Annotated in this window: 4 protein-coding genes and 3 pseudogenes; 5 read left to right on the top strand and 2 right to left on the bottom strand. The window is 42.6% G+C overall.

Translation table 11 applies throughout. The annotated features are described in order from the left end of the window. Positions 1 to 504 precede the first annotated feature (504 nt). A pseudogene (locus HMPREF9007_RS19550) lies at positions 505 to 1,083 on the bottom strand (RNA polymerase sigma-70 factor). A 134-nt stretch (positions 1,084 to 1,217) separates the two neighbouring features. Here HMPREF9007_RS19550 and HMPREF9007_RS19555 point away from each other — a divergent pair. From HMPREF9007_RS19555 to HMPREF9007_RS19575, 5 genes and pseudogenes are all read left to right on the top strand, one after another. Continuing rightward, a complete protein-coding gene (locus HMPREF9007_RS19555; protein ID WP_277754624.1) occupies positions 1,218 to 2,162 on the top strand; it encodes a FecR family protein in 945 nt (314 codons plus the stop codon). Positions 2,163 to 2,414: 252 nt separating this feature from the next. Next, positions 2,415 to 5,945: pseudogene (locus HMPREF9007_RS19560) on the top strand (TonB-dependent receptor). Between the two features lie 10 nt (positions 5,946 to 5,955). Further along, positions 5,956 to 7,977, top strand: a complete 2,022-nt coding sequence (locus tag HMPREF9007_RS19565; RefSeq protein WP_032850140.1) for a RagB/SusD family nutrient uptake outer membrane protein — start codon at positions 5,956 to 5,958, stop codon at positions 7,975 to 7,977. Positions 7,978 to 8,170: 193 nt separating this feature from the next. Continuing rightward, positions 8,171 to 10,858 carry a glycoside hydrolase family 2 TIM barrel-domain containing protein gene (locus HMPREF9007_RS19570; RefSeq protein ID WP_008760399.1) on the top strand — a complete coding sequence of 896 codons (2,688 nt, stop codon included), beginning with the start codon at positions 8,171 to 8,173 and terminating at the stop codon, positions 10,856 to 10,858. A 54-nt stretch (positions 10,859 to 10,912) separates the two neighbouring features. Then, positions 10,913 to 12,484 carry an arylsulfatase gene (locus tag HMPREF9007_RS19575; RefSeq protein ID WP_008760398.1) on the top strand — a complete coding sequence of 524 codons (1,572 nt, stop codon included), beginning with the start codon at positions 10,913 to 10,915 and terminating at the stop codon, positions 12,482 to 12,484. Positions 12,485 to 12,596: 112 nt separating this feature from the next. Here HMPREF9007_RS19575 and HMPREF9007_RS26785 read toward each other — a convergent pair. Continuing rightward, positions 12,597 to 12,775: pseudogene (locus HMPREF9007_RS26785) on the bottom strand (IS5/IS1182 family transposase); the annotation flags it as partial.

Here is a 12,775-nt window from a genome sequence, read left to right as displayed (position 1 = left end):
TAGTAAAACAAAGAATAAAGCGCATAAATTAGTGCAATAATATACGGAATAACAGATTATTATTGCATAAATTCACATGAGATATGCATCTTTTTCTATCACTAAACCACTCGTTGGTCTTAAAGGAACGCCTCCTTGGTTTAAAACCAACGTATTCTTCCTCACCGAGGAACCTGTTTTTCCTCGGTGAGGAAGAGATAAAAAGACTATCCGGAGCTTGTTTTCACGCTGGCTAATCACAAATAGCGAAAAGGCAAGATTAAACAAAAAGTTATCCTTTCAGTCAATACATCATCTAAAAGAAAACATAAGAAGTAATATCATATCAATCTATTCAGCATACAACTTAAATAAAAGAAAGAGAGATTTTCATTCAAGCAAATGCAGGCGTTTTTCTACTTCTTATTTATCCGTAATGTAATTTACAGCATTCCTTGGCTGATTAAATATTCCTTTTTTTAAGAAAGTTCTTTTTTTTCAGCAATAGGTAAGCCTGAGCAATAGTTAACGAACGACTAACAATACACAAACGATCATAGTAATTAGTAAGTCTGCAAGATCTTTTCGAAGCAGCTTTGTTGCCTGTTGTATACGATAAGCAATTGTTTTTACTGAAACCCCGGAACTCTCAGCTATTTCCTTATAGCTCTTTTTAGTAAAACGATGCATAACAAAAGCCTCCCTATAGGAAGCAGGCAATGCATCTATAGCTTCTTTCACTCTTTTTGAAAGCTCTTGGAACTGGTAAGTCTCTGCATCATGTATCAGCTTTTCCATCTCCTCATAATACATAGTATCAGCATGATTCTTCAGCTGTTTTTGCTTGATGCAGTTAAGTGATCTATGGTAAACCGATTTGAGTTAATATCTGCCTAAGGAAGTTTCAACCTGAAGTGTTTCGCGATGTTCCCACAGCCATAAAATAGCGTCACCCGCTATTTCTTTCGACTCTTCATAGTCTACAAACCTATTTCCATACGCACAAAGAATCGGGTAGTATTTTTTAAATATACTATCAAAAGCGATCATCTCCCCTCTCCTTAGTGCCATCAATAAGTACGCATCTTCATTGCTGTATTCCATGGCTGCAATGATAATGCTTATATTTTAAATAAGCGTAAAATAACACAGTTATTAACCATAAAGTTTATTAATGTTAATTATTTAAATAACCTTAGTAGTTTTATTTTCCCGCTTGTCTCTTTAATAAATTTATCATGGAAATGCATCATTCATCTATAGAAGACTTGCTGATCAGCTATTATGATGGTAAAGCAACAGCAGACGAAATTCAGGAAATAGAAGCCTGGATCAAATTGTCAGATGAAAATAAAAAGAAGGCCATGGACATTTACACACTTCTTCTTATGACTGACACGCAACAGGTTACTGAAAAAATGGATATGAATGAGGAGCTATCAAAAGTGAAGGGACGGATGCAAGAGAATAAGTATCATATTTCCTGGTGGGGTTGGATACAACGTGCAGCTGTTGCCTTACTCATACCGATGGCTATTACTATTTTGGTTTTGCTTAACCAGCCCCAATCTACCGCCCCCGTCCATGCCCAGATATTCGAAGTCCGGACACAACCCGGAATGATAACTTCTTTCAGATTACCAGACAGCACTTTAGTGTACTTAAACTCCGGCTCAGTCTTAAAGTATCCTTCCATTTTCACCGGTAACATTCGTGAAGTGAGTCTGAATGGCGAAGCGTATTTTGAAGTTGCGAAAGACCCTGAACATAAATTCATTGTTTCGACTCCCCAAAAATCTAAAGTGGAAGTTTTGGGTACACACTTTAACCTGGAAGCATTTGATGAGATGGATGAGGTGATTACCACTTTGGTAGAGGGAAAGGTCGAATTTGTTTATGAGAAAGACGGACAGGGAAGTAAAATACTAATGCGTCCCGGACAAAAAGTGATTTATAATAATAAGGACGGACAGATTCTGTCATACAACACCAATGGCGAATCGGAGCTTGCCTGGATGGACCAAAAGATTATTTTTGATAAAACTCCATTTAAGGCAGCATTGCATATACTGAAGAAACGCTATAATGTAGATTTTATTGTAAACACTTCGAAATTTGACAAATATACATTTACCGGAGCGTTTACAGAACAATATATAGAAGAGATTCTGGAGAATTTTTAAAATATCCTCACACATACGCTGGCGTAATGTGAAACTGACAAATAATCAAAGTGAAGAAAGGAGGCAGATTGAAATATATTAAAGCCTTTCATGTTTAACCAATAAAATTATAATACGTATGAGAAACTTCCAACCGCCTTAAAAAAAAGCATACAGGCAGATGTTCCCGCATCCAGCCTGTATGAGAAAGCCTTTAACCTGTTTGAATACAAACAGAGAAAATTATTTCTTAACTTTAATTCATGCAAATATATGAAGAAAAACAATTATGTCCAACAATTGTGGGTGGATAATCCCGTTTTTGTTGCTTGGAAAAAAATTCCTTTGTCTATGAAAATGCTCTTTGTTTTCTGTTTTTGTTTTGTTGGGCTTCTATGTGCTAATGACAGCTATGCCCAACGTACTATGATCTATGTGAAAGCGCAAAACTTAACTGTGAAAGAAGTTCTGTCACAAATTGAGGCACAATCTGATTTTAGCTTTTTCTACAATGACCATCATATCGATGTAGACCGCAGGGTATCGGTAGTTACCGAACGGAGCAATATATTTACCTTATTAAATGAAGTGTTTAAAAACACCAACGTCAAATATGCCGTACGCAATAAAAAAATAATATTATCTACGCAAATAGTGGAAGCGCCTGCCGTGAAGCAAACCGTGCAGATAAAGGGAAAAGTGACGGATATGTTTGGCGATCCGGTCATTGGCGCTACCGTAATGGAAGATGGCACCCAGAATGGTACGATTACAGACCTGGATGGGAATTTCATATTGAATACAGCATCCGCCAATGTGACGATTACGGTTTCTTACGTAGGCTATATGTCTCAGACCGTGAAGGCGCAATCCGGCAAAAGTTTGTCGGTCATTCTGAAAGAGGATACCAAGACACTGGACGAAATCGTTGTTGTAGGTTTCGGTACGCAGAAGAAAGTCAACCTGACCGGTTCGGTATCTACGGTAAATGCAGAGGATTTACTGTCTCGTCCGGTTTCTAATGTAAGCCAGGCATTACAAGGATTAGTCCCGGGAATGAATTTTTCTTATGCTTCGGACGGCAACGGTGGTGAAATCGGCGCAGACATGAAAGTGAATATCCGTGGAGCCGGTACGATCGGCGACGGTTCCAATGCATCTCCGCTGATTCTGATCGACGGTATGGAAGGAAATATGAATATGCTGAACCCCAATGATATTGAAAGTATTTCGGTATTGAAGGATGCGGCAGCCTCTTCCATCTATGGTTCCCGTGCGCCATTCGGCGTAGTGTTTGATAACGACTAAAAAGGAAAAGCGGGAAAAGTCAACATTAATTATAATAATAGTTTCCGCTGGTCGGAAGCCATTAATCTGCCGGATGTAACAGACGCCTACACTTATGCCATGTACTTCAACAAAATGCAGTTGAATGATGGTAAAACAGCGGTACAGTTTGACGATACCCGTCTTCAGGCTATCAAAGATTACGCATCAGGCACAATTACCACTACTACCCAACCGAACAGAAATACTCCCACTATCTGGGACTGGATCGGTAATACGAATACAGACTGGTATGACGTAGTTTTCGGAGGTACGGCATTCTCGCAGGAGCATTCTCTCAGCGTCAGCGGAGGAACAGAAAAAATACAGTATTATTTCTCCGGCAACTATATGGGACAGGAAGGAATGATGGCTATCCGCCGTGATAAATTACAGCGTTATTCGGTGAGCAGCAAGATTAACGCACAGCTTTATCCGTGGCTGAACATGAATTACAGCATGAAATATATGCGGAAAGATTATAGCAAGCCTACCGCGATGACTGATAATACCTTATATCAGAATATAGCCAAACGCTGGCCGATGGAACCAACTGTAGACCCCAACGGTTATCCGATGGGTAACACGATTATCCGGCCGATTCTCTATGGAGGCGACAACAATTCGCAGACTGACTGGCTATACCAACAGTTCCAGGTGGTGATAGAACCGATCAAAGACTGGAAAATCTTCGGAGAAATCAATTATAAAGTGATAGATGCCTTCACCCATACGGATTATTTAAAGGTGCCGCAGATGAATGTAGCCGGAGAGCCTTATTCCGGTGATACATGGAAAACGTCGAAAGTTACCGAAGGCGCCGAACGTACCAATTATTTCAATGCCAACGTCTACAGTGAATATTACAGATCATTTGCCGACGCACACCATCTGAAAGCAATGGTCGGTTTTCAGGCCGAAGTAAATAAATGGCGGCAGTTGCAGGCGTCCAAGCTGGACTTGATCTCAGAATCCGTGCCCAGTATTAATGCCGCTACGGGTGAATCGACTATCGATAAGTCCAAACTGACACATTGGGCAACAGCCGGTTTCTTCGGCCGACTCAATTATGATTATAAAGAACGGTATCTGCTGGAAGTCAATCTCCGGTATGACGGTACTTCACGTTTTGCAAAAGACAAACGCTGGAATTTGTTCCCTTCCTTCTCTGCCGGATGGAACGTAGCCCGTGAGGCATTCATGGAACCTACCAACCATATCATTAATACGTTAAAGATCCGCGGTTCCTGGGGAGAGCTGGGCAATCAGAATACGGAAAACCTATATCCGTATATCCAGTTAATGAAGTTTGTCGCCCAAGATCCCGACTCCCACTGGCTGATTAACAACAGCCGTCCCAACACAGCGAATGCACCGGATTTGATTTCAGCGCTATTAGGATGGGAAACCATGCGGTCATGGAACATCGGTTTTGACCTGGGTACGCTGAACAATCGTCTGACCGTAAGTTTTGACTGGTTCAACCGGAAGACTATCAATATGGTAGGACCAGCTCCCGAACTTCCTGTAACTTTAGGGGCAAATGTACCCAAAATGAACAATGCGGATATGCAGTCTACCGGTTTTGAATTGGATCTAGGATGGCGGGACCGCATTAAAGATTTTGACTACGGAGTGCACCTGTTGCTTTCGGACGACCGTCAGAAAATCCTCAAATACCCAAACACGACCGGTAAAATAAACACGTGGTATGTCGGTAAATATAATGGAGATATATGGGGATTCGAAACCATTGGCATAGCCAAAAGCCAGGAAGAAATGGATGCTCATCTTGCTTCACTGCCCAACGGCGGACAAGATGCATTAGGAGTCAAATGGGGCGCAGGTGACATCATGTATCGGGACCTGAATGGTGATGGCAAGATTTCCGATGGAGCTACGCTTAATGACCCAGGTGACAAAAAAGTGATTGGCAATACTTCCCCACGATTCCGTTTTGGTCTGGATCTGAATGCATCCTGGAAAGGCATTGATGTACGCTTATTCTTCCAAGGAGTGGCAAAACGCGATGCCTGGTTGAACGACAACATGTTCTGGGGAGCTACAGGAGGGATCTGGCAATCGGCCTGCTTTACTTCTCATCTTGATTTCTTCCGCGAAGAAGGGGATGATTTCTGGAGCGCTAACAAGGACGCTTATTTCCCGCGTATCTTGGTTGATAACTTCGCAAAAAATCAAAAGACGCAAACCCGCTATCTTCAGAATGCCGCCTATGTACGGTTGAAGAATTTGCAGATCGGGTATACCATCCCCGCCTATATCACACGCAAAATAGGTGTTTCCAACCTGAGAGTCTTCTTCTCAGGAGAAAACTTATTCACCCTTACGGGATTGCCCGGAGGATTCGACCCGGAAACAATTAATACCGGTTATGGAGCGAAAGACGGATCGAACAGTTCAGGAAAAACTTATCCGTTGTCCCGTACTTTTTCCACAGGATTTAGTGTTAACTTTTAATTGATGACGTATGAAAAAGATAATTAAATATTTATTTTTGCTGACAGGGGGAAGCTTTATACTCGCTTCTTGCAATGATTTTTTGGACAGGGAACCTTTAGACAGTGTAACCCCGGACAACTTTTTCTTTACTGAAAATGACTTGGCTGCCTATGCTGTAAAGCATTACAACTTCACGACGCATGAGGGATTTAATGCCGGAATCTGGAAAAACGACAATGCTACAGATAATCAGGCTGCCACTGACTATGATAAGAAATGGATTCCCGGTCAATGGAAAGTTCCGGAAGCTTATGATAATCCAGCAAGTAATGATCCGTGGTATTTCTCTGCCATTCGTGAAGCTAATTACTTCCTCGAAACAGTAGTGCCCCGCTTCGAAAAGGGAGAGATAGAAGGTTCGGAAACAAACATAAAGCATTATATAGGTGAAATGTATTTCCTGCGCGCTAAGAATTATTTGTCAAAACTAGAGACCTTCGGTGACTTCCCGATTATAAAAAACACATTGCCGGATGAAAGTGAATCTCTGATTCAGGCCAGCAAACGGGCCCCCCGCTATAAAGTAGCACATTTTATTCTAGAAGATCTGGATCAGGCAATCAGTTTGCTAACCAATAATATATCCGGTGGGAAGAACCGAATTACCAAAAATGCTGCTCTGTTATTGAAATCCAGAGCAGCTCTGTTTGAAGCTTCCTGGCTGACTTATCACAAAGGCACTGCTCTAGTACCGGGTAGTCCGGGATGGCCGGGAAAGGCAGAAGACATTGCGGACTTTAATATCGATACGGAAATCGCATTTTTTCTGAAGGAGGCCAAAGCGGCAGCCAAAGAAGTGATAGGCAATGCAGCCTTGGTACAGAATACAGCAAAAGACTGCATGGATGAAACAGCTAAAACAGACGAAGACAAATATAAAATGAGCAACCCCTATTTTGCTCAGTTCTCAGCGAACAGCCTGGAAGGATATTCAGAAATATTAATGTGGCGTGCGTATAATCTGCTTGACTATAAGATTGTGCACTCAGCTCCTTTCTATATTCGCGTAGGTGGAAATACCGGATTTACCCGGCAATATGTAGAAAGTTTCCTTTGCCGTGACGGTAAGCCGATCTATGCAACCGACCAGTATAAAGGTGACGAATCATTATTGAATGTACGCAAAAACAGAGATCTACGTCTACAACTATTCCTGATGACACCGGGTGAGACTCTCAGCCCGAATGTGATGAATGGTACTCCCGATTTGCTGCCGGAGGTTCCACAACTTCTGGATATAACGGAAAAGAGATGCGTAACAGGCTATCAGGTACGTAAAGGATTATCAGGAAACTGGTATCGGGATGGCAACACAGCGATTGAAGGGTGTCCGGTATACCGTGCAGCCGAAGCTTATCTCAATTACATCGAGGCTGACTGTATGGAACATAATGGAACTTCCATTGGTTCGGAGGCCGCAGGATATTGGGGAGATCTCCGCGAAAGAGCCGGATTACCAAGAGACTATACAGTGACCGTGAACAATACCGATCTGTCCAAAGAACTGGACTGGGCCATATATTCGGCAGGTAAACTAGTCTCTCCTCTACTATATAACATCCGCCGTGAACGGCGTTGTGAGCTACTTGCAGAAGGTTTACGCATGTTAGACTTAAAACGCTGGAGAGCACTGGACCAGGTTAAACAATTTGTAATCCAAGGAGTTAACTTGTGGGAATCCGATTTAAAGGATAAATACATGCAGGACGGAAAAAATCTTCTGATACAGGAAGGAACGGAAGGACAAACCTCCAATGTATCAAGCTATGTTAATAGCGGTAAGTATCTTTGTCCTTACCGTTCTGTGAAGACAAATAATCTGATGTATGATGCAGGATACACATGGTGTGAAGCGCATTATCTGAATCCTATCGCTATCACGCACTTCAGAATTACGGCCTCAAATCCTAACGATCTGAGTACTTCTATTATTTACCAGAATCCAGGATGGCCAATTCAAGCCAATGAAGGCCCGATAGGTATTAAATAAAGATATAGGTCATTTCGGATATGGTAAAAATGTAGGACGCACCGGGCTAATGTTTAAGAAAAAATAAAGCTCAGCGTCCTATGCTTCAAACTATTAGAAAATTTGTACCTTGGCGGGACGAAGTTCTAATGCAAAACAAAACAGTCTGACATTAATATATTAAAGATAGATCAATCAAGCAAATCTAAGAATTATGAAAAGTACTTCAACATGGTGGAAAATCTTACTCAGTGGTCTGTTATTGGCTGGGACACTGGTAGCTAACGCCGACACTTACCAGCCATCTTACTCCACAGCAGGCTTTTATCAGCTTTCCAACACAGGCCGCACAGTGTATAACATGAATCCTGCCTGGCGATTTTATAAAGGCAATATCGAAGGAGCGGAACAGCCGAGATTCAATGATAAAGACTGGAACATCGTATCATTACCCGATGGCATAGAATATCTCCCCACCGAGGCAAGCGGATGCATCAATTATCAGGGTGAAATCTGGTATCGCAAGCATTTCACTCCCGAGGAAAACTGGAAAGGAAAACAACAATTCCTCCACTTCGAAGCCATTATGGGAAAATCAAAAATATGGGTGAATGGAAAGTTGCTGAAAGAGCATTTCGGTGGTTTTCTACCTGTCATCGTAGATGTCACTTCCAGTCTGAAGTATGGAGAAGACAATGTTATCACCGTATGGGCAGACAACAGTGACGATCCCTCCTACCCTCCCGGCAAACCGCAAGATGCACTGGACTTTGCATATTTTGGAGGAATTTACCGAGATTGCTGGATGATAGTTCACAACAAAGTATTCATTACCGATCCGAATTATGAGAATGAGACAGCCGGAGGCGGATTGTTTGTCTCTTTCGACAAAGTTTCCGAGCAATCCGCACAGTTGAAACTGGATGCACATATACGTAACACTTCCGGAAAATCCTTCAGTGGTAAAATAATCTATGAACTCTATGACCGCGACGACAAACGTGTTCTCTCTAAGGAGACCGATTTGTCGGTAAGCAAGGATCTTGCGAAACAAATTTCTTGCAAAGTGACCGTAGAAACACCTCATTTATGGTCACCCGACAGCCCCTATCTTTACAAACTACACATTTATATAAAAGACAAAGCCGGTAACACCATCGACGGATATTACCGCCGTATCGGCATTCGCAGCATTGAATTTAAAGGAAAAGACGGATTCTGGCTAAATGGCAAACCTTACCCCTATCCTCTGATGGGAGCCAACCGTCATCAAGATTTTGCAGTGATTGGCAACGCCTTACCCAACAGCCTTCATTGGCGGGATGCGAAGAAGTTGCGTGATGCCGGAATGCGTGTTATCCGTAACGCCCATTATCCGCAAGATCCGGCGTTTATGGATGCTTGTGATGAATTAGGACTGTTTGTTATTGTCAACACACCGGGATGGCAATTCTGGAATGATCAGCCGATATTTGCTCAGAGAGTATATAGTGATATCCGCAATATGGTTCGCCGCGACCGCAACCACCCCAGTGTATGGATGTGGGAACCGATTCTGAACGAAACATGGTATCCGGCTGACTTTGCTAAAAATGTAGTGGACATTCTCAATGAAGAATATCCGTATCCTTATTGCTATGCCGGATGTGATGTAACCGCACGTGGACACGAATACTTTCCGATACACTTCACCCATCCGATGAACGGAGGTGGAGGAGCCTTTAATACCGAAAATCTGGATCCGAAAATCAGTTATTTCACCCGCGAATGGGGAGATAATGTGGATGACTGGAACTCTCACAACTCACCAAGCCGGGTCAATCGTGGCTGGGGAGAAGTACCGATGCTGATTCAGGCACAGGGATATGCCAAAAACGATTACCAACTCACCAGTTATGATGGACTATACAGAACTTCAAGACAACATATGGGCGGTTGCCTGTGGCACTCGTTCGATCACCAGAGAGGATATCATCCTGACCCGTTTTACGGAGGTATCATGGATGCCTTCCGACAACCTAAACTATCTTATTATATGTTCTGTTCCCAGCGTCCTGCCGAACCTAACAAAGAATTGATCGCAGATAATGGACCGATGATTTACATAGCCAATGCCATGACCCCATTCTCTCCGAAAGATGTAACGATATATAGCAACTGTGACGAAGTTCGCCTCACGTATTGCAAGGGAGGCAAAGAATATACTTATCATAAGCCGGCAAATGAAAGCGGAATGCCCTCACCCGTCATCACATTCAAGGATGTATTTGATGTCATGTATGATAAAAAGCTGTCACGCCAAAAGAAACAGGCAGATTCTTACCTTCTGGCAGAAGGATTAATGGACGGAAAAGTGGTTGCGACACATAAAGTAACACCCACACGCCGCCCGTCAAAACTGTTGCTTTGGGCAGATGACGAGAAAGTACAGATGAAAGCGGACGGATCGGACATCGTGACGATCATTGCAGCCATCGCAGATGAAAACGGAAACATCAAGCGTTTGAATAATTATGAAGTAAAGTTCGAAATCGAAGGGCAGGGCCAACTGGTTGCCGATGAAGAAACATTCACCAATCCACGTCCGGTACTTTGGGGAACTGCTCCGGTGCTGGTAAGGTCCACCACTACACCGGGAGAAATTAAAATCCGTGCATCAGTGGTATGGCAAGGCAAACATACGCCGGTTCCGGCAGAACTGATTATTCCTACTTTTCCATCAGAACATACGCTGGTAGCAGACAAAGATGAACTGACACAAGCACAATCCGCAAGCAAAGATGCCGGAAATAAAATAAATACCGCTCCATCCGATTGTGAGAAACGTGTACTTGAATTACAACAGGAACTGAACCGCCTGAAACTGAAAGAAGTCGAAAAACAACAGAGTGACTTTGAATAATGCGCATAGTTCTATCTATAAACAGAAAAAACACAAACTTATTAAAATACAGTTATGATAAATAGAATAGTATATACTTCATTTTTATTAGGAGCGAGTTTCGCCAGTACAGAAGCACAGGTAAGTACTCCTCCCAATATTGTATTGATTTTATGTGACGACATGGGATTCTCCGATCTGGGTTGCTACGGAAGTGAAATCCAGACTCCCAACATAGACCGTCTGGCAGAAAACGGGGTACGCTTCAGCCTGTTCAAAAATACAGGAAGAAGCTGCCCTAGCCGTGCTGCTTTGCTGACAGGACATTATCAGCACGAAGCCGGCATGGGATGGATGACGGCAGTAGATGAACACCGCCCCGGATACAGAGGACAAATTACAAAAAACATCCCCACCATTGCCGAGGTGATGAAAGCGAATGGCTACAGCACATATATGAGCGGTAAATGGCACGTCACAGTGGACGGAGCTTTTGATACTCCCAATGGCAGCTATCCGGCCCAACGGGGATTTGACAAATATTACGGTTGCCTGAGCGGAGGAGGCAGTTATTATAAACCAACACCGGTATACAGCAATCTGACCCGAATCAAAGAATTCCCCGATGACTATTACTATACCACTGCCATCACCGATTCCGCCGTCAGTTTTGTCAAGCAACACCCTACAGACAAACCGATGTTTATGTACGTAGCTCATTATGCCCCTCACTTACCCCTCCAAGCTCCTGCCGATCGTGTAGAGAAATGCAGAGACCGATATAAAGTGGGATATGACATGTTGCGTAAACAACGTTTCGACAGGTTAAAGGAGCTGAAGTTCATTTCGGACGAAATGGATTATCCTGTCTACCAAAAAGAATTTGACGGAAAACGTCCCTCTTGGGAAACACTCACACCAAAGCAACAGGAGCAATGGATTACCGATATGGCAACCTATGCCGCCATGATCGAAATTGTGGATAGCGGAATCGGTGAACTGGTGGAAACCATCAAGGAGAAAGGGATGCTGGACAATACCGTATTTATCTTCTTAAGCGATAACGGTGCAACCAAAGAAGGCGGATACCTGGGCCAGCTTATGGCTGATTTGAGCAATACTCCTTATAGAAGCTATAAGTCACAATGTTTTCAGGGAGGCACAAGTACCCCTTTTATCTTATCTTATGGCGATGCCGAAAAAAACAAGATGAAAGGTCAGATTTGCAGGCAACCTGCCCACATTATAGACATACTGCCTACCTGCATGGATATTGCCACAGCTACTTATCCGTCAGAATTCAAAGAGAATTTGCCCGGCAAGAGCTTACTCCCTCCAATCCATGGAAAAAAGATAAAGCCCAGAGAATTATACTTTGAGCATCAAAGTTCCTGCGCCATTATTTCCAATCATTGGAAACTGGTACGCGGCAGCCGGAATGAACCATGGGAGCTAATCGACTTATCGGCAGATCCGTTCGAAACCAAGGATTTGTCCGCCCAATATCCGAAGCTAGTGAAAAAACTAGAGGCTAAATGGAATAAATGGGCGAAACAATGTAATGTCTTTCCACTCGAAAACAAACCTTGGACCGAAAGAATTAACTACTATCTGAAACAAAATCCGGATCAAAGCGGAATAGAATAAAATCCGGGAACAATAGCCTTCTTAATACTAGGTTTAGAAAAAGGGGCTGTGTCAAAACTAAGGCACATCCCCTTCTTTTTTTAATATAAAATAGTCATTCCTCTTTTTTTGTCTATGCGACTATTTTTTCAGTAATTAGGTAATAAGGCTTAATATTCGTCGTATTTTGAGTCACACGTGGTCTGATAAAGATAAATATAGTGTGTGCACTCCTTCTCTTTCCTGCTTTTAGTAGTTTTGTACACATTCTTTTTGATATTAAAAGCTATGGCAAAGAAGGCAAAGTCCATT

It is taken from the genome of Bacteroides sp. 1_1_14, assembly GCF_000162515.1.
Taxonomy (GTDB): domain Bacteria; phylum Bacteroidota; class Bacteroidia; order Bacteroidales; family Bacteroidaceae; genus Bacteroides; species Bacteroides thetaiotaomicron.
The sequence above is the reverse complement of the archived record's forward strand: the minus strand, read 5'-3'. Positions and strand labels throughout refer to the sequence as shown.